The organism is Ruminococcus albus 7 = DSM 20455 (assembly GCF_000179635.2).
In the GTDB taxonomy this organism is placed as follows: Bacteria; Bacillota; Clostridia; order Oscillospirales; family Ruminococcaceae; genus Hominimerdicola; species Hominimerdicola alba.
This window is the reverse complement of the sequence record NC_014833.1, coordinates 2,608,375-2,627,965: the sequence shown is the minus strand read 5'-3', so window position 1 is coordinate 2,627,965 and position 19,591 is coordinate 2,608,375. Positions and strand designations below refer to the sequence as shown.

The 19,591-nt window shown below is 45.1% G+C and carries 21 protein-coding genes; 9 read left to right on the top strand and 12 right to left on the bottom strand.

The genetic code is table 11. The features are described from left to right. Positions 1-94: 94 nt before the first annotated feature. Complete coding sequence (locus tag RUMAL_RS11860; RefSeq protein ID WP_013498957.1) at positions 95-592, bottom strand: hypothetical protein; 498 nt, start codon at positions 590-592, stop codon at positions 95-97. Next, complete coding sequence (locus RUMAL_RS11855; protein WP_013498956.1) at positions 593-1,831, bottom strand: hemolysin family protein; 1,239 nt, start codon at positions 1,829-1,831, stop codon at positions 593-595. It abuts the gene before it with no gap. A gap of 460 nt (positions 1,832-2,291) precedes the next feature. Between RUMAL_RS11855 and RUMAL_RS11850 the strand changes: the two genes are divergently transcribed. Next, positions 2,292-3,794, top strand: a complete 1,503-nt coding sequence (locus RUMAL_RS11850; protein ID WP_013498955.1) for a WG repeat-containing protein — start codon at positions 2,292-2,294, stop codon at positions 3,792-3,794. 203 nt (positions 3,795-3,997) lie between these two features. Here RUMAL_RS11850 and RUMAL_RS11845 read toward each other — a convergent pair whose 3' ends face one another. From RUMAL_RS11845 to RUMAL_RS11800, 10 genes are all read right to left on the bottom strand, one after another. Beyond that, on the bottom strand, positions 3,998-4,792 hold the full coding sequence (locus tag RUMAL_RS11845; protein WP_242843387.1) for a PfkB family carbohydrate kinase: 795 nt from the start codon (positions 4,790-4,792) through the stop codon (positions 3,998-4,000). 188 nt (positions 4,793-4,980) lie between these two features. Continuing rightward, on the bottom strand, positions 4,981-5,724 hold the full coding sequence (locus RUMAL_RS11840) for a YebC/PmpR family DNA-binding transcriptional regulator (protein WP_013498953.1): 744 nt from the start codon (positions 5,722-5,724) through the stop codon (positions 4,981-4,983). Between the two features lie 5 nt (positions 5,725-5,729). After that, a complete protein-coding gene (locus RUMAL_RS11835; RefSeq protein ID WP_013498952.1) occupies positions 5,730-6,155 on the bottom strand; it encodes a Mini-ribonuclease 3 in 426 nt (141 codons plus the stop codon). A gap of 11 nt (positions 6,156-6,166) precedes the next feature. Continuing rightward, positions 6,167-7,444 (bottom strand): GTPase ObgE, encoded by a 1,278-nt coding sequence (gene obgE, locus RUMAL_RS11830; RefSeq protein ID WP_013498951.1) that lies wholly within the window; start codon positions 7,442-7,444, stop codon positions 6,167-6,169. Between the two features lie 61 nt (positions 7,445-7,505). Further along, positions 7,506-8,261 carry a hypothetical protein gene (locus tag RUMAL_RS11825; RefSeq protein ID WP_013498950.1) on the bottom strand — a complete coding sequence of 252 codons (756 nt, stop codon included), beginning with the start codon at positions 8,259-8,261 and terminating at the stop codon, positions 7,506-7,508. Positions 8,262-8,415: 154 nt separating this feature from the next. Then, positions 8,416-8,697, bottom strand: coding sequence for a 50S ribosomal protein L27 (gene rpmA, locus RUMAL_RS11820; protein WP_013498949.1), 282 nt, complete (start codon positions 8,695-8,697; stop codon positions 8,416-8,418). A 36-nt stretch (positions 8,698-8,733) separates the two neighbouring features. After that, positions 8,734-9,045 (bottom strand): ribosomal-processing cysteine protease Prp, encoded by a 312-nt coding sequence (locus RUMAL_RS11815; protein ID WP_013498948.1) that lies wholly within the window; start codon positions 9,043-9,045, stop codon positions 8,734-8,736. Positions 9,046-9,061: 16 nt separating this feature from the next. Then, the gene (gene rplU, locus RUMAL_RS11810) at positions 9,062-9,373 is read right to left on the bottom strand and encodes a 50S ribosomal protein L21 (RefSeq protein WP_013498947.1); all 312 of its coding nucleotides are present in this window, start codon (positions 9,371-9,373) and stop codon (positions 9,062-9,064) included. 160 nt (positions 9,374-9,533) lie between these two features. Beyond that, positions 9,534-10,910 (bottom strand): DNA repair protein RadA, encoded by a 1,377-nt coding sequence (gene radA, locus RUMAL_RS11805; protein ID WP_013498946.1) that lies wholly within the window; start codon positions 10,908-10,910, stop codon positions 9,534-9,536. An 8-nt stretch (positions 10,911-10,918) separates the two neighbouring features. After that, complete coding sequence (locus RUMAL_RS11800) at positions 10,919-11,209, bottom strand: Dabb family protein (RefSeq protein WP_013498945.1); 291 nt, start codon at positions 11,207-11,209, stop codon at positions 10,919-10,921. Between the two features lie 842 nt (positions 11,210-12,051). On the opposite strand from RUMAL_RS11800, the gene glpK reads away from it, so the two are divergent. The 8 genes from glpK to RUMAL_RS11760 all read left to right on the top strand — a co-directional run bounded on the left by glpK (position 12,052) and on the right by RUMAL_RS11760 (position 19,351). Continuing rightward, complete coding sequence (glpK, locus tag RUMAL_RS11795; RefSeq protein ID WP_013498944.1) at positions 12,052-13,557, top strand: glycerol kinase GlpK; 1,506 nt, start codon at positions 12,052-12,054, stop codon at positions 13,555-13,557. Between the two features lie 115 nt (positions 13,558-13,672). Next, positions 13,673-14,908 (top strand): dockerin type I domain-containing protein, encoded by a 1,236-nt coding sequence (locus RUMAL_RS22510; protein ID WP_050793286.1) that lies wholly within the window; start codon positions 13,673-13,675, stop codon positions 14,906-14,908. A 197-nt stretch (positions 14,909-15,105) separates the two neighbouring features. Then, positions 15,106-15,672: a DUF3592 domain-containing protein gene (locus RUMAL_RS11785; RefSeq protein WP_013498942.1), complete on the top strand. Its 567-nt coding sequence runs from the start codon at positions 15,106-15,108 to the stop codon at positions 15,670-15,672. Positions 15,673-15,932: 260 nt separating this feature from the next. Further along, positions 15,933-16,301: an HIT family protein gene (locus tag RUMAL_RS11780; RefSeq protein WP_013498941.1), complete on the top strand. Its 369-nt coding sequence runs from the start codon at positions 15,933-15,935 to the stop codon at positions 16,299-16,301. A 13-nt stretch (positions 16,302-16,314) separates the two neighbouring features. Further along, entirely contained in the window at positions 16,315-16,773 is a 459-nt protein-coding gene (locus tag RUMAL_RS11775; RefSeq protein ID WP_013498940.1) for an NUDIX hydrolase, read from the top strand. Between the two features lie 55 nt (positions 16,774-16,828). After that, entirely contained in the window at positions 16,829-17,287 is a 459-nt protein-coding gene (locus tag RUMAL_RS11770; RefSeq protein WP_013498939.1) for an NUDIX hydrolase, read from the top strand. Positions 17,288-17,536: 249 nt separating this feature from the next. Then, positions 17,537-18,466: a S66 peptidase family protein gene (locus tag RUMAL_RS11765; RefSeq protein WP_013498938.1), complete on the top strand. Its 930-nt coding sequence runs from the start codon at positions 17,537-17,539 to the stop codon at positions 18,464-18,466. Positions 18,467-18,496: 30 nt separating this feature from the next. Next, positions 18,497-19,351: an aldo/keto reductase gene (locus RUMAL_RS11760; RefSeq protein ID WP_013498937.1), complete on the top strand. Its 855-nt coding sequence runs from the start codon at positions 18,497-18,499 to the stop codon at positions 19,349-19,351. Positions 19,352-19,591: the final 240 nt, after the last annotated feature.

Genomic DNA, 19,591 nt, shown 5'->3' with positions numbered 1-19,591 from the left:
ATAACTGAAACAAGACCGCCCGCAGAGGATCATCCCTCCGCGGGCGTTTTTAACGCATAATATTCCTTCAATGATATTAATATCATTTCAGAAATTATTTTTTCTGATATTTCAGCAGCTTCCACGCACTGAAAATACCGATGATATCTGCCAGGAAAAGTCCTCCCAGCATGGCAGTCCACGGTATGACCTGCGCCTGTACGAATGCTTTCTGATCTGTACCGACGATCTTTTCGGTTATCTCATTTTTACCGAATACCGAAAATACCAGCGAAAGGGCAAACCTAAGATTTATCAGACATACTATCACCTCAAAGAAGTAGATGATACCCTTGCCCAGTGCGCTCATGCTGTCCTCGTACTTATAAGCCGCAAACCCCTTGTACAGACAGATGCCGCATATCACCGTAAACAGCAGATACCCTGCCACCACAGCGCAGGTCATCACTTTGCTGCCATTAGTTACTATACTTCTCAGCATAGTTAATATCTCCACTGTGAACAGGAACGATATCACAGTGCATATCAGCGTGCTTACACAAAAGCTCTTTTCACGAGGTTTCATCTCGGGGTGTTTTATCCTTACAGGCATTTACTCATCCTCCGTTAAAGTTATTTTTACCCGACCTATCTTCTGATCGTCCTGCATATGTATCTCCATTTCAAAGGGAGGTGAGAATATCCGCTCTCCCTCCTCGGGTATCCTGTCCAGAAGCTCCATTATCCAGCCGCCGACGGAATGTCTTTCCGTTTCTATGGCGTTCTCATCAAGCTCCCATCTCTCCAGAAAATCCGATATGGAAAGTTCAGCAGATACCTCGCAGGAATTGTCCGAAAGCTTCACGAACGAGGTGTCTTCCTCGTCGCTCTCGTCGTATATCTCCCCGACGAGTTCCTCGATGATATCCTCCAGCGTGCATATCCCCGCAGTACCGCCGTACTGATCCAGCACCACTGCCATGTGCACCTTTTCCTTCTGCATCAGTTTCAGCGTTTCAGATATTTTCCTGCTCTCCGTGATGTATATAGGTTCTCCGAGTATTCGGGATATGTCCTTCTTGCCCTTTGATACATACATCTCAAAGAAATCCGCCTGATGTATCACACCTGTTATATGGTCTATGTCCTTTTCGTATACAGGCAGACGGGAGTATTTTGTTTTCAGGAACAGATCCTTTATATCTTCGATATCATCCTCAAGCTCCACCGCCGCTATGCTCACCCTGGGCACGAATATACTGCTTATGGTGATCTCATCGAAGTCAAGGGCAGAACGTACCAGATCGGATTCCTGTTCCTCCAGCACTCCTTCGTCCTCTATCTCCTCGATGATGTATTTGAGCTCCTCCTCCGTAACCGAAGGTGTTTCATCTGCCGAGCCCACCAGCTTCACCACGCCTTTTTTAATACCCGTGAAAAGCCATATCAGCGGTGTTATAACAAACATGAAAGCCGCCAGAGGTGCCGCCATAAGTATCGAGAAACTCTCAGCATTCTCCTTAGCCAGACTTTTCGGAAGTATCTCACCGAATATGAGTACCAGCACCGTCATTACCGCCGTAGCGATACCCACGCTGCCCGAACCGAATCTCTCCGTGAAAAATACTGTTGCAATAGCCGATGATGCGATGTTTACCACGTTATTGCCGATAAGTATGGCAGTAAGAGCCTTATCGAAATTTTCGCATATATCAAGTGCCTTAGCAGCGCTCCTGCTGCCGCCGTCAGCCATTTTTTTCAGCCTTATCCTGTTGCATGATGAAAAGGCTGTTTCTGTAGCCGAGCATACTGCCGAGAGTATCAGCAGCAGTGCTATCAAAGCTATATCCATAAAAGAAAAGTTCATCCTTTCGATTAGAATTGATCATTTTATATAATAACATAAATCTTTGCAAAAGTAAAGTCCTTGCGCGCTATGTTAATAATATATAGTATCAGCCCGTGTATGATGTGCAGTATTATTTATAATTCGTTCAACTATAATAGCTTTGCTTTTGACTTTATTAACATTTTATTTACGCAGGGACTCGGATTTCTTGACATATTTATACTGATATGATATAATACTTAGGTCTTATTATTACAGATGTTAATTTACATATATTATTAATGTTATATTCTATTATCTGATTATCCCGTTTACACACCAATTGATTTGGTGTAATATCAACACGATGATCCATTGTTATATAGCACTTTGTAATGGTGTATTAAAGGGATAACCATATTCTATTATGTGGATACCAATATCTTCAACGGGATAATGGTCATCCCACAGGGAGGGATCAACTATGTTTTGTTCAAATTGCGGTCAGCAGATAGGTGAGGGTCTCAGCTTCTGCCCTAACTGCGGAACTAAAGTAGGCGGCACTGCAAATGCTCAGCCTGTACCAACTATACAGGATGCACCCATACAGCAGGCTCCGATCACGGAGGCGCCAATACAGGCAGCAACCATGGAGCAGGAAACTATCCCTCAGCCTTCAGCGGCAGCAGCAAAAAAGCCCCTTGATAAAAAGAAACTTAAAAAAGTCGGAATACTTGCAGGCGTGGCAGTCGTTGCGGCAGTTGCCGTCATCGGTGTTGTATCGCTTATATCATCGGGTGGTTCGCACAAAAAGACCCTTTTCCGTGATGGTCTTGTACCATTCCAAAGCGATGGTAAATACGGCTACATCAATGAAAAGGGCGAGATAGCTATTGCTCCCATGTATGACCGTGCCCATGGATTCTCCGAAGGTCTTGCCTGTGTCAGCGTAGAAAAAAAGGGTGATGAACTTACAGGCTTCATCAACAAAAAGGGCGATGTCGTCATAGATATGCAGTACGACAGAGCTACAGATTTCAAAGACGGAATGGCAGAAGTTTTAGTAGACGGTCGCATAGGCTACATCAACAAAAAGGGCAAGTATATCATCAACCCTCAGTATAATGACGATTCTGTCTACTATATCGGATATGATATGTTCCTTATAAAAGATATCGGCGGCGATTTCTGGACGCTGTGCAATAAAAAGGGCAAGAGTATCAACGATACAAGATTTGATTATCCCATTAATTTTGAAACTATCTGCCCTTTCTACAATGAAGAATGGGGCAGCGATAAGAATAAGGTGGACTGGAAGACTATCCCCCTGAAGACCATAACAGGGAATTACATATACATAAACAGCAGGGGCAAGACAGTTATCGAAACTCAGTACGACGAAGCAGATCAATTCATTGACGGTATGGCGGCAGTAGGTTTCGATGAGAAGTACGGCTACATCAACAAGAAGGGCGAATGTGTCATAAATCCTCAGTTTGACAAAGCGGGTGCCTTTGCTGAAGGTCTAGCACCTGTGGGTGTAGAAGGCAAAAATTCCACATTTTACGGATATATCAACAAAAAGGGCGAATACGTAATATCTCCTCAGTACGATTCTGCAAGCAGCTTCCATAACGGTGTTGCTATCGTCAGCACATATTCCAAAAGTAATGATTATGGGATTTACGGCGTCATCAATAAAAAGGGCAAGACCATCATTGAACCCCAGTATGACAAGTTAAAGTTCGGTGAAGATAATAAGCATCTGGTATACGAACTAAACCGTAACTACGGTTACATAAATTATAAGGGCGAGGCAGATATCACCGGCATCTACGAGTATGCAACACCATTCTATTCAGATGGCTACGCTGTCGTACAGATCTCTTCGGATAAATATGCAGTGATCGACAGCAAGGGCGAACAGATATGTAACAATATGTTTGACTTCATATACCCTCCTGAAAGAATAGCTATTAATTATTGAATATCGAATATCGACAAAAGCGACCGACAATCCAGTGTCGGTCGCTTTTCCTTATGTAAACAAAAAAGCCGACAGCATAATGCGGATACCAATATAGAAGTTTTGCCCCGAAGCGTTTTAATTCGCTTCGGGGCATTGTGTTTATTTATGTTGCTAAGATAAACCAAATCAGAATTTGATGTTGCAAGATTAACATATACCCGTTAAAAGCCGCCAATATGACTTAATGTTTTAGAAGCGACTCTTGAACCTTCATTCATTGCATTTATAATATCACAATCTCTCAAATATGAACAAAGAAAGCCAGCATGATAACTGTCACCGCACCCAGTTGTATCAATTACATTATTGACAGGCACAGCATCCACTCTATATTCTTTTCCCATATAATAAGTAACGCTGCCATTTTCTGCAAGTGTAATGTTAAATATGTTGTCATACCGTTCAGACCATTTTTGAAATTGTAAAAGAATACTCTTCTCACCACTGATAAAAAAGAAGTCAATGTACGGTACAATAGTTTCTATTTTCTTAAAATCTCTTAGCACGTTGAAGTCAACGGCAAGCTGAAAACGACAACTCTTTCTAAGTTCTAATACATCATCAAAATTAGGAGAATCAAAGGTTATAAAGATAATATCAGCACTTGCAATTCTGTTCTTGTCAGAATCGCTAAGAAGATATGTGTCATGAATACCACCGTTCCATGAATCATCCTTGAAATATCTATCACCTTTCTCAGTAAGATAAATCCGATTGTTTGCAGTAGCAGAGCCTGGAATAATGTGGATAAACTCTTTGTTGATAGGTTTATTTTCAATAGATTTCAATATTGCCTTACCATAATCATCGTCACCAATTGCACCAAGAAGATCAACTGAAATATGATTGTATTGTGATGCAATTGCAGCAAAGTTCAATGCTTCACCACCGGGACGGATTTCTCCAGTATCATCAAAAACATCTACGCACATACAAGTCATAGCAATAATATTCACATTTATCCAACCTTTCTGTTTTGGAAAAGTAAAATACGATTTATGTTAGCAACAATTATAGCATATAATCTCTGCACTGTCAATAGAAACGCCATAGTACTTCTGACTGAATATCAGAAATACTATGGCGAAAAACTTCTATATCAGCGCCGCATATAAAACAGTCGGCTCGTTTTTTTCAAGGTCAATTATTCCTCATCGTCAGAGGGCATATTCTCCCAGTTGTGGTAAACGTTCTGAACATCATCGTTATCCTCGAGATATTCCAGAAGCAGACCCATCTTCTTGATGGAATCCTCGTCTGTAAGGGTAACGTAAGTGGAAGGTATCTTGTCTGCCTCAGCGGAAAGTACCTTGTATCCCTGACCTTCCAGCGCCTCTCTTACAGCAGTAACGCTGTTGGGTGCGCAAGCGATCTCGATAACATCTTCATCAACGTTGAAGTCATCAGCACCTGCCTCGAAAACGTCATCCATTATCTTATCCTCGTCAGCACCGTTGTTCTCGATAACAACAGTACCAACATCAGAGAACAGATAGGATACGCAGCCCGAGTTGCCCATGTTTCCGCCGAACTTGCTGAAATAGCTTCTTACATCAGCAGCAGTTCTGTTCTTGTTGTCTGTCAGGCACTCAACGATAACAGCAACACCGTTAGGACCGTAGCCCTCGTATACCATTGATTCGTAGTTGTTCTTGTCACCGTCGCCGGCAGCCTTCTTGATTATTCTGTCGATGTTGTCGTTAGGCACGTTGTTAGCCTTTGCCTTAGCGATAAGATCTCTCAGCTTAGCGTTGCCTGCAGGGTCGGGACCGCCCATCTTAACTACAACTGCGATCTCTCTGCCTATCTTGGTGAATATCTTAGCTCTCGCAGCGTCGGTAGCACCCTTTTTTCTCTTGATATTTTCCCATTTTGAATGTCCTGACATAAAATTCACTCCTTGATCTTTTCATTGAATTCGTCCTCGCCGTGTTCCCAGCAAAGACTGAACAGCACATCTATACGCTCCTGCTGTGCTGTAAGGTATAAATAACCGAACAAGCATTCAAGCCCCGTTGCGTTGCGGTATTCGGCTATAGTAGAATGCTTCGGTGCATTAACTTTAGTGTTGCGTCCGCGCCTGTAAACAGATAACTCTCTCTCCGTAAGTATGTCTTTATCAATTAAAAGCAGCATACATTCGGACTGATACTCCGCGCATACCCTGCTCACCGCCAGCTTGTGCAGCTTGTGTGAGGGCATATCTGCCGCAAGAAGTATCTTTGTTCTCACCAGCTGTTCATAGACCGCATCGCCCAGAAAAGCCAGTGAAAGAGGAGCGTACTGATAAGCCTCGTGCTCTGTCATTTCGATATCCATAGGTATCTCCCTTACGGAATATACTCAAACTCGAAATCGAACACCGCAACGGTATCGCCCTCCTGAATGCCCATAGCTTCCAGCTTTCTTATTATGCCGCTGGATACCAGAACGTTCTGGAAGTACTGCAGTGATGAGTAATCGTCCATATCCGCAACTCTGAGTATATCGTACAGCCAGTCTGCCTCCACGAAGTATACTCCGTCCTCCACAGTAATGGAGAATTCGCGGTTGTTTGTGCTCTTCCTCTCGACTTCCTCGCGTGTAAGGGGCTGAGCCTCGAATCTCTTTACAGGCGGCAGTTCAGCCAGCTTTTCGTTTATACCATAGATAAGTTCCTGCGTGCCCTTGGTGGTGGCAGCAGATATCTCGTAGTAGGGAAGCTCCAGCTTTTCGATGTATTCCTTGAACCTTGCTATCTGTTCGGGGGTAGCCATATCGGTCTTGTTGGCAGCTACTATCTGAGGTGCAGCCGCTAAGTCCTCCGAGAAATTAGCAAGTTCCTTGTTTATAGCTTCAAAATCCTCGATAGGGTCACGACCCTCGATACCCGATACATCCACCACATGGACGATAAGTCTGCATCTTTCAACGTGTCTTAAAAACTCGTGCCCGAGACCTACGCCCTCGCTTGCGCCTTCAATAAGTCCGGGAATGTCAGCCATAACAAATGACCTTTCTTCCCCGACCTTAACAACACCAAGTACAGGTACAAGTGTTGTGAAGTGGTAGTTGGCTATCTTCGGCTTTGCAGCAGATACAACTGATATAAGTGTGGATTTGCCCACATTGGGGAATCCCACCAGACCCACGTCTGCCAGCAGCTTCAGCTCAAGGGTTATATTGAATTCCTCGCCCCTGAAGCCCGGTTTAGCGAATCTTGGTATCTGTCTTGTAGATGTGGCAAAATGAGCATTACCTCTGCCGCCCTTGCCGCCGTGTGCGACACATACAGGCTCGTCAGCTGACATATCAGCCAGTATCCTGCCCGTATCGGCATCCCTGATAACTGTGCCCCTGGGTACTTTTATCACAAGATCCTGAGCGCTTCTTCCGTAGGAATTCTTCGCGCCGCCGTTCTGACCCTTTTCAGCCACGTATTTTTTCTTGTATCTGAAGTCAATAAGGTTCGAGATGTTGTCATCGACCTTAAAGATGATATCTCCGCCTTTTCCGCCGTCACCTCCATCGGGACCGCCTGCTGCGACATACTTCTCACGGTGGAACGATACCGCACCATCGCCGCCGTCGCCTGCTTTGATATAGATTTTTGCCTGATCGACGAACATTCTCCGACCTCCTTATCATAACCGGTAATTTCTATGTATTAAAAAGATATCACATGAAATATCAGTAAAAACCTCTGTCGTTGCGCTCTCTGCGCCTGTATTCCTCTTCCTTTTCACGCTGTATCCTTGCGTGTGCCATGCCTGCAAGAGCGTCTTCTTTATCCTTGAAAGCAAAATCGGGTACGTATACTCTGTCGCTGCTGTAATTATCGGCTACACTCTTTGACTTTAATCCAAGGAATATATTCAATAACCCGATGGCGCCGAATATTCCCAGCAAAAACTGCGTTCCGGTGGGAGGATCCAGCTTTCTGTAGTCGCGCTCTGCTTTCGCTTTGTCACAGTCTACCGTCGAAACAGGATAGTGCCTGCCCCAGTCTGTGGTATACATAGTCACCTTTGAGCTGCTGTAATTCCTGAAAAGCTTGTAATACTCATAAGGAACGTGATCCGAAAACAGCACAGCTGAGTCTTCTTTTTCGCTGTCACTTTCGCTGTTGTAGTTTATGTTGACCTTCATCCTGCTTTCTTTTGGCTGTGTTTCTTCATCAGTATCATCAGCCTCACTGCTGACAATGGCAGGGTCTTCACAGACTACCTTTACGTAATACGTTGTTATCATAGCACCCTTTGAACCCCTGTGCTGCTTTGAACTTGTAGTAACAGTACAGTTGTCATAGGTTTCGTACATCCTGACATCTCTGTAGCCGAAAAAGCTTTTATACGCAAAAACAGCGAGAGTTATGCAGATAACAACAAGTCCGAATTTAAAGTAGGACTTGCTCAGCTCTCTATTGATATTCTGATTATTGTTCATTTTTGTCGTCCTCAAAAAAATGTTGACATTTGTATAGTATACGCGGGATGTATTTATGTAGCCTTGTATACCTTGTTTTTGTTGTTTCTTTTGTCTTTTTCTCTCTTATAAAAAGACCCCGAGCAAAGTAAGCTCAGGGTCTGTCTTTTCGCAATTAAGCCTGAGGATAAACAGAAACCTTCTTACGGTCCTTACCCATTCTTTCAAATCTTACAACACCGTCGCTGGTTGCGAACAGAGTGTCATCAGAACCACGCTTAACGTTCTCACCGGGGTGAATGTGAGTACCTCTCTGGCGAACCAGGATGTTGCCGGCCAGTACGAACTGTCCGTCAGCTCTCTTTACACCAAGTCTCTTGGACTCGGACTCACGGCCGTTCTTTGTAGAACCCATTCCCTTTTTATGAGCGAAAAACTGCATTGAGATCTTTATCATTTGAAATTACACCTCCATGTAACGTGATAAGTCAGCTCAGCCGACTTTCAGCTTGATATGCCCCGGAAATTCATCCTTCAGATTGTACAGATGGATGAGCAGTCCCATCAGGACTTTATCCGCGTTCTCATCGGTATCTTTCATGGTAAGCTTTATCTCGTCTTCACCCACCTCGATATCAGCCTCCAGCTTGAAAGCCTCAGTGAGGGTGTTAGCCGCCATCATAACAGCGGAACTGACACTTGCACAGCAAACATCATACCCGAGATCTGCCAGACCTGCATGACCCGAAACGCGAAAGCCTGTAAGCATATCGCTCTCATTCTTGAAAAAATCTGCGGCGATCATAAGACCAACTCACAAATTATGCGTTGATAGCTTCGATAACTACCTTGGTGTAGGGCTGTCTGTGACCCATCTTCCTCTTCTCACCCTTCTTGGGCTTGTAGGTGAAGACTGTGATCTTCTTAGCCTTGCCGTTCTTGACTACCTTTGCGGATACAGTTGCACCCTCAACGTAAGGAGCGCCAACCTTGATACCTGCATCAGAACCAACTGCCATTACCTTGTCAAAAGTAACGCTGTCATCAGCATTAACGTTCAGCTTCTCGATGAAGAGCTCATCGCCTGCCTTTACCTGATACTGCTTTCCGCCTGTTTCAATTACTGCGTACATCTTTATATGCACCTGCCTTTTCATGAACTCGCTACGTACGGTGGTGCCGCGGCATCGCCATGACACACTTAAACAGACCGTAAATATGCGGCTTAATTATCATAACATACTTCTTATTAAAAGTCAAGGTATCTGTGTGACTTAACAGAAATTTTACACTTTATCCCAGTTCCTTGAAAGCTTCCTTTATCGACCTTGCACCTATGACCTTTATGCCGTACTTTGCGGCGTTTATCTTCTTAGCCGCATAATAGGGGATTATGACCTTTTCAAACCCCATTCTCTCGGCTTCCTGTATGCGCTGTTCCGCATGGGTGATGTTCCTGAGTTCTCCGCCCAGACCTATCTCGCCCAGTGCGATGGTCTTTTCGTCAACCACCTTGTCCGTCACGCTTGAATACAGCGCCATAGCCACTGTAAGGTCAGCCGCCGTATCGTCCAGCTTCAGACCGCCTACTATATTAATAAATACGTCCAGCCCGCCGAAGAAATACCCCAGCCGCTTTTCAAGCACCGCCAGTATTATGGACATCCTGTAATAGTCAAATCCCGTAGCCGTCCTCTTTGGCTGAGAGGTACTGCTTTTCGATACCAGTGCCTGAACCTCCGCCATGATAGGGCGCGAACCCTCCATTACGCAGGCTACACAGCTGCCCGAAACGTTCAGCGGTCTGCCCTCAAGCATCAGCATCGAGGGGTTGTCCACCTCCAGAAGTCCCGCGTCAGCCATTTCAAAAACGCCTATCTCATTGGTTGAACCAAATCTGTTCTTCACCGCGCGGAGTATCCTGTAAGTCATATTCCTCTGACCCTCAAAGTACAGCACGCAGTCAACGATATGTTCCATGACCTTAGGACCTGCGATAGCGCCGTCCTTGTTTACGTGACCCACGATGAATATGGGTATCTCCTCGGATTTCGCCGTCCTCATGAACATATTGGTACACTCGCGCACCTGTGTCACCGACCCCTGCGCCGAGGATATTCCGCTTATGCTCATGGTCTGTATCGAGTCGATAATGACTATCTCGGGCTTTTCCTTGACTATCGCCGCGCATATGCTTTCAGCGTCCGTTTCAGCCAGCAGGTAGAGGTTCTCGTTATCCACACCCAGCCTGTCAGCCCTCAGCTTTATCTGCCTTGCGGATTCCTCACCCGATACATATAATATAGTATGGTCGTCGCCCATGGTCTGACATATCTGCAAAAGCATGGTGGATTTGCCTATGCCGGGTTCACCGCCCAGAAGTACCAGCGAACCCTTTACAAGTCCGCCGCCAAGCACTCTGTTGAGTTCATTCATTCCCGTGTCATAGCGTATCTCGCGGACACTTGCATCCACTGCACCGATGTTCAGTATGCTGTCGGAGATATCCTTTACAGCCGAACCCCTGCTTTTGCCCGCAGTTCTCGCAGATACCTGTATCTCCACCTCTTCAAAGGTGTTCCATTCGCCGCATTCGGGGCATTTTCCGTTCCACTTGCTTGCTTCAAAACCGCAGTTCGAGCATACATAAGCGCTTTTCGCCTTAGCCATCACTCACCTCAGAATTCGTAGTCGATGCAGGCTCTTTCTTCCTTTACGGTCGCCACGAATTTGCCGAAGTTTATATGTGTATCGGAAGTCTGATAAGCGTTAAGGTCTTCAACGCTGTCAAAATCGAATATCAGCGAAACATCATAGTTGCTGTCGGGAGTTCTCTTGTCGTTGTATACTACCTCGTATCTTTTCAGCTGAGGGATAGCTTTCAGGCTTTCAGCCCTCTCGCAGAATTCCTTTATCAGCGCGTCCTTGTTTTCGTTTTTAAGTTTGAACATACAAATGTGTCTTATCATTTTTTTGACCTCCTCAGATCGTTACTGCAACCATTATAACATCTCATAATAAAAATGTAAAGCCCCAAAAATCAGAAGTCCGTTTTTTTACCCTGAAACAGAGTTTCCTTGCGTATGGACACAGCTGACAGCCTCCTAAAATTTACCATTAGATTTATGTGAGAACTGCACACAGATCGCACGCGGAAGTTGTATAAACAAATGATTTTATATTTAACTCAGACATATTTCTGCAAAAGTTGTACAAAAACGTACAACTTTTCGCCTGAAATCGCTGATAGTAGAAAGGCATAAATTTTTAATGCCCGACAAACAGCACAAAGCCACTTCCGACACTGCGATGCCCGACCGTGATACTGACCGAGTTTGCGAAGCGTGAAACGATGTAAACGCAGCCGACACTATCGCCATCGGGGTACGTGGGTGCGGATGTTGGATAAAGCTTTGTCCCCTGATAATTCTCCCGCTTATGCGCACGATGGCAGGCAGCACCGAATATGACTACGGGATATGAGGTGCGTGTCATACTGTATAAAGGGGGATATTTCAGAATCTTGACAATACCCGTGTGAGTAGTATATCGCATTTTACACTCAGGGGACTCAGTACCTCCGCGGGCTCATATGATTTCAGGATGCATAATACGTTTGGCGACAGCACACCCTTTTTAATTATAAACATCAGACAAAGTCACAGTTGACAACTTACGCTTTTTGCAGTATCATATACAAAAGGTATTACAGTTAACGACATAAATTTTCGTACTTACCCCGACCACAGCTGTGATCGGTCAAAGTGAAAATTTATATGTGGTCTACTATTAAACGAAAGGATGATAAATTATGAAAAAATATATACTTTCCCTGGATCAGGGGACAACTTCTTCACGTGCAGTGCTTTTTGACAGAAACGGTGCAAAGGTATTTTCAGCACAGTACGAATTCCCCCAGATATTCCCGAAAGCTGGCTGGGTGGAACATGACCCCAAGGATATACTCGATTCCCAGCTTCGCGCCGTCAACGACTGCACCTCCTACCTCACTGCCAACGGCGAGGATATATCCGAGATAGCCGCCATCGGTGTGACCAACCAGCGCGAGACTACCATGATATGGGATAAAAACACAGGCGAACCTGTATACAACGCAATAGTTTGGCAGTGTCGCCGCACCGCCGAGACCTGCTCGCGTTTTGCCGAACAGGGGCTTGAAAAATTCTTCCGCAGCAAGACAGGTCTGCTTATAGACCCCTATTTCTCTGCCACAAAGATAAAGTGGATATTCGATAACGTTGAAGGTGTCCGCGAAAAAGCGCAGCGGGGCGAACTCCTCTTCGGAACGGTGGATACATGGCTGATATGGAACCTCACAGGCAGAAAAGTCCATGCCACCGACTATACCAACGCCTCCCGCACCATGCTTTTCAATATCCATACTCTGCAATGGGATAAGGAGATACTGGGTCTTCTCGGCATACCCGAAAATATCCTCCCCGATGTAAGGGATTCCTCGGGGGATTTCGGTATTACCGACAAGTCGCTGATAGGTGCCGAGATACCCATTTGCGGCTGTGCAGGCGACCAGCAGGCGGCACTTTTCGGACAGTGCTGTTTCCTCAAAGGCGATGTAAAGAACACCTATGGCACAGGCGGATTCCTGCTGATGAACACAGGGGACGAATGTGTTGAAAGCGCCAACGGTCTGCTGACCACTATCGCATGGGGCATCGGCGGAAAAGTCACCTATGCGCTGGAGGGTTCTGTGTTTGTATCGGGTGCGGTGATAAAATGGCTGAGGGACGAACTCTGCATAATCTCCACCGCGGAGGAGACTGCCGCCATAGCCGAAAGCGTACCCGATAACGGCGGAGTATACTTCGTACCCGCATTCGTGGGTCTTGGCACCCCCTACTGGGACAGCGATGCACGCGGCGTTATCTGCGGACTTACCAGGGGTTCCGGACGCGCCCATATCGTTCGTGCCGCCCTTGAAGCCATAGCCTACCAGACAGCAGATGTCATAAAAGCCATGGAGGAAGACACCTCAGCCCTCGGGCTTATCAAGGTTGACGGCGGCGCATCACAGAACGATTTCCTGATGCAGTTTCAGGCTGATATCCTTGGCAGAAGCATGATACGTCCCCGCAATATCGAATCCACCGCCGCAGGTGCCGCATTCCTTGCAGGACTTCACTGCGGTATGTGGCAGAACCGCGAAGACCTCAACCGCATCTCTCAGAAATTCCGCGAATTTATCCCCGCCATGACAGATGATAAGCGAAAAGAACTCATCGGCGGCTGGAAAAAAGCGGTGGGAAGAAGCATAATTAAAGCAGACGAAAATAGGTGATTTCTTACAATAATACGCTAATTCATTGACATCAGGAAAAATATGTTATATAATTTAGCCATAATAATACGTCCGTAAAACTCTGTTTCTATTGGAGGAAAAAATTGAAAGATCATTGAGCTTTTTAACGGCACTTATTATGGCGCTGACATTGGTATTATTCCTGCCGTATACTGCTGTCAGTGCAAAGGCGGCGCCTTATGAAAACTATTTCAACAAACAGGACGACAAGGAAGTAAAGTATGACAGTTCCTACTGGATACAGCCGCCTTCTTGGAACACCCCGAAGATCGATCCGCGGGATTTTGACGGCTGGGTAATGTTATTTGCCGACAAGATAGGTCTTGAACCCGAATACGCGCACGGCAAGGTGCAGAGGGTATATTTCAGTCTGCTGGGTGTTGAAACCCCTGTAAGCACAATGAAATTCCATATCTTCTATGACACCAGACTGAAGGTCGTTGAAAACTACAAGGGCGAACTGATAACCCCCGGTAAAGCTGTGGAAGGATTTACCACAGGTTCTGCAATGGTGGAGGAAGGTCAGCTGGCGTTCTATGCCTATTCCGACACAGCAGTACCTATCGAAAAGGCAAGCCTTTTTACGATAGATTTCCGTGTACCCGAAGATGCTGAACCCGGGGAACTTTACCCTATCGGTATGTCATACGTCGATGATGGTGTAGTATGTGATACTTTTATGGGTAATAATCGTGACTATGCTGAAAAAGCCCAGATGACATTCGTGTTCACCAAGGGCATATATAACGGATATATAAAGATAATCGGCGACCCGAGAACCAAAAAAGCCGACATGACCCTTAAAATACCCCGCGATGGCAGAAAAACTTCAACCGACCCCAAGGAATGGTTCGGCAAGATCCCCGATGGTGTCGAGATAAGTGATATGGAGTGGACTGAACTGGATTCACTCAACGAATTCGGCGAGGTCGATAAATTCACGGCAGGGAAGGTCTACGGTCTTAAGTTCAGGCTTTCCCCTGCAAACGGCAGTCTTTTTTCAAAGAAGTTTGAAGCCACTGTAAACGGCAAAAAGGTTCAATATCTGGGTAACGATATAACTAATGGCGGTGTGTTCTACACCGAGATCGAAGCCCTTGAAAAAATAGTCGGTGACCTGAACAATGACGGTATGGTCAATGTTACAGATCTTTCGCTCCTTGCAGCCCACATCAAGGGCAGGAGAAAACTCCCCGACACCACAGCTGCAGATCTCAACAGCGACGGAAAGACGGATATCACCGATCTTTCAAAGCTTGCAGCACATATCAAGGGCAGGAGACTGCTTATCGATCCGGAATATACTGATCCCACTGACATACCGGATTGATCAGTGCTTTATCGGAACATGAAATACTAAGGCTATTATTCTCCTCCCGACGCAGTCGGGGGGAGAATAACGTTAACACGATATTTACAGCACGTTGTAGTGGTGCAGTAAAGGGATGATCGTTATTAATAATTATTGTCAGGGCAACAACATAATTTTTGATAGCAATTGAGGATAGAAAGACAAGGAGAACCAAGTTGAATAAAAAGAAAAACAAGAAAAATCAAAAGACACAAAATTACCGCTGCAACCAACAGACCCCGAAAAAAGCAAAAGTTTCCGGACCCGCAGAACAGCGAAAAAAGATCTCACCTGTCAAGAAGGTGATCATCGCTTCTGTCTGTTTCCTGCCATTTCTGATATTCGGAGCAGCTATGATAAAAATGGGTATATTCGAGATCTCGCATCGGAAAGCCTGCTCAGCCGAAGTTAAGGGCGTGATAGTCACGGATGTATCTGTACAAAAAGTAAGAAGCAGAACCGGCAAGGGGACCCGTTATACAAGATATGATTATTCAGCCAATTATACTTTTGAATACAATGGCGAAGCTTTCACTGACAGAATTACAACTACACACAAGATCAAAAAAGGACAGGAGATCAAAGTCAGATGTGATCCTGATGACCCTGAAGATCATTATGTCAAGAATCTTGGTGATTCGGTAATGATGGTATTTATCATCATCTTCGGGGCCTTCTGGGATGCTATATGGGTTTTCCTGATCTTTTGTATATGGAGGTACCAATTGCGGCACTCCCACTAAACGAAAAGTTACGGTATGTATAGTCGATATTGCGGTGTATATGAAAACAGTTATATCTTTTGATAATAACGGGTCATGCTTTTTTGATGAAAGGCATATCCCGTTTTATCTTATTCCGATTCTGTTTGTTATCTGCCAATTGACTTATCTTATCCTATCTGCTATAATTATAGATATAAATATCGCCATGCATAGGAATGATACAAAAATGGATATACGAAAGATCACACCGTTATTGATCGGATTTGAGGAGGTCTTAAATGTGCCTGATATGCGATAATCAGCTTTTTCACGGCTACACACTGTTCCTCTACAAGCACCACGGAGACAAGACCGAGCTGTTCCACCTTGACCCGACAGAGCGGGCAAAGTTCCTTGAAGAAATGACTATCGTTGCCGAGGCGGTGTCAAGGGCATTCGGTGCGGAGAAGATAAATTATGAGCTGCTTGGTATGGGTGATGCGCACCTGCACTGGCATCTGCTCCCGAGGGTAAACGGAGATATTGAGAACTACGGTAACAACGGCAGGGGTCCGGTATGGTGGTATCCTATGGAGAAGATGTATTCAGATGACAACAAACCAAGTGAGGAACAGCTTGCGGATATGAAAAGCAGGCTGCTTGAGTAATTGGAGAATTGCAATGAATAACAAGTATTTCACAGTATGCGGCATAGTCGAGATAAACGGGAAAATCCTGCTCGTCCGCCACACCTACGGTACTGCCGAGGGGAGGATACTCGTTCCGGGAGGTTATGTGCAGGAGGGCGAGCTGCCCTCAAAAGCGATCGAGCGTGAGGTGCTGGAAGAAACAGGCGTGAGCGCAAAAACCAAAGCCGTATTCTCGGTGCAGTTCAAGCCCGAGCAGTGGTGTGTGGTGTTCACTTTGGAGTATGTAAGCGGTGAACCAAAGTCGGACGGCTATGAGAATAACGAGGTGCTGCTTTTGCCCGCCGAGGAAGCAGTAGAGCGTGAGGATATTACGAATATGAGCAGGGAGATACTTCGGGCGTATATCACTGACAAGGCTAATGTGCTTGGCAAGAGCGATTATGTGCCGAGATCGACAACGGCTGATAAATATGAGATATATGGGGTTTGATATGAAAGCTGAATGACTGTAAAAAAAGCAATGTTAATCTAAGGGAGAGAATAGAATGGGTTATATATTAGATCTTAGAAAAATAGAAGGTGTTGGTCACAGACCGCTTCAAATGGTGGGATGTGGAGTGTTTATCTTTGATGAGCAAGACCGGGTTTTGTTGGAGCAGCGAACAGATGACGGTACATGGTGTGTACCCGCAGGCAGTATGGAACTGGGGGAGACACCGGAAGAGGCTGCCAGACGTGAGTGCTTGGAAGAAACAGGCTTGTGTGTAAAGGATTTGCAATTTTACAATATGCAGTCGGGCGAAAAATGTCACTTTACCTATCCCAATGGAGATGAAGTGTATGCATTGGACATTAACTTTGTTTGCAGGTCATATGAGGGAAATTTAAAGCGACAGGAAGAGGAAGTCCTACGGCTTCAATTTTTTGCTAAAGGAGAACTCCCGGAAAATTTGTGTGAGAATGATAAAGAAGTGATTAAAGCAATATGGGAGAAACACTCTTGATAATTCGGAGATGATAGGTGACAGGCTTGACAATGGCATTTATCCTGCAATGGTGGAGTGGTTCGTGAAAATGGTCGAGGAACGCAAGAAGAATAATCGCAGCGAAAAGGAAACAAAGAACTGGTAACTCCGCAAAAAGCAAGTGTGAACCTTTGGGTTTATGCTTGTTTTTTCTGTTTTGGTGTGATATAATAGAAATAGAGCCAGAAGGGACTGGTATAAATCGGAATTTAATAAGGCGGTGGCAGAATGATACCCCAAAAATTGAACCCAGAAGATGAGATTCGCATTATCGCTCCGTCAAGCAGTTTGACGAGAGTTCGTCCTGATATTTATGACAGCGCATTCACTTTTCTGAAGGACAAGGGCTTCAATATAACCTTTTCCAAAAATTGCAGAGAAACTAATATGTTTTTATCTTCGTCTATTCGCTCTCGTGTCGATGATATACATGAAGCATTTGCAGATAAAAACGTCAAGGCAGTAATGGCTTGTATCGGTGGATTTAATGCAAATGAAATATTGCCGTATCTTGATTATGAGCTGATAAGAGCAAATCCGAAGATACTTTGCGGATATTCGGATATAACAGCTTTACTTAATGCCGTTTATGCAAAAACGGGCTTGGTGACATACCATGCACCTCACCTTGCGGCACTCGGATTTCTTAACGAGCGTGAATATACGGAAAAATACTTTTCGGAATGTATAATGAGTGACGCTTCTTTCGCTGTCACACCGTCAGTAGCTTCGCAAAGTTATACAGTCATTCAGAAAGGAAAATGTGAGGGCGAGATAATAGGAGGAAATCTTTGTACGTTGAATCTATTACAGGGTACGCCTTATATGCCTGAGATTGAAAATAGAGTATTGTTCCTTGAAGATGATAATATCATGGGCGATTACTTCGTGTGCGAATTTGACCGTAATCTGCAATCGCTTCTTCAAATCAGCGGAGCAGACACGATAAGAGGAATCGTGTTCGGCAGATTTGATGAAAGCTGCAAAATGACCGAAGATATTGTAAAAGCAATCGTCAAGGACAAAGTATCTCCTGACATTCCAATTGTATTTGGTGTAGATTTCGGTCATGTATTTCCGATGTTCTCTTTTCCTATCGGTGGAAGAGTTCGTTTATCGGTAAATAATAGCATTGACCTTAAAATCATAGAGCATTAAATTCTGATTTATCTTAGAAAGGAAAACCTCATGTACAACCACCAACTCGACACGTTCATTGTTGTCGCTGACAGCGGCAGTTTCAATAAAGCGGCGGAAGCGCTGTTCATCTCGCCGCCTGCGGTCATCAAGCAGATCAATCTTTTGGAGGACAGTCTCGGCGTTCGCCTGTTTACACGCACGCACAGAGGATTACAGCTTACAAAGGCAGGACAGTCAGTATACGAGGACGCACGGTATATCATCGCCTATTGCCGTGAATCTGTGGAGCGTGCGAAGAAAGCCGATGACACACAACCGTCTGTACTTCGTATCGGTACATCGACCATGACACCCGGACAGACCATTGTGGATATGTGGACGCAGATCAGAGAGGAGATTCCCGACATCAAATTTCAACTCGTGCCTTTTGAGAATACGCCCGAAAACGCAAGGGAGATACTCAAAAACATGGGAAAGAACATTGACATCGTGTGCGGAGTTTATGACGAACGTGCGCTGAAAAACTGGCAGTGTGCGGCGCAGTTCGTAGCGGATGTACCGATGCGCTGTGCGGTGTCGGTCTATGATACTCTTGCGAAAAAAGACAGGCTGACCGTGGAAGACCTGCACGGCATCTTCTCTCACCCTGTTCTCTCGGAAATTGGCAGTAAGTACGGAAAGACCGCCGCACAGATCGCCCTCAAATGGAACACGCAGCGTGGTGTTTCCATTCTGCCGAAGTCTGTTCATGTGGAGCGTATGGAGCAGAATATCGACATCTGGGACTTCACACTTACCGATGAGGATATGCAGAAGATCGCAGAACTTGACCTTGGTCACAGCGAGATCGTTGACCATGATTCGCCTGAATTTGTTAAGGCTCTGAACGGAATGAAGGTATAAGGAGAAATATTCGTTGTTCCCGAAGCGAGCCATATGACCTTGAACCCTATGTAACATCGGCATTTGAGCGTATTTTGCCGTTCTTTGGGAAGAATTTATAAAAGTGGCTTGGGACTAACATGATTGTATGTTCCAATAGCCCGTAGTCTATTGGCGCACACAAAATCCGTTCCGCACAAGTCCAATATATTATTTTGGCGCACACCACAATACAGGCTGCTCACAACGTACACTTGACAG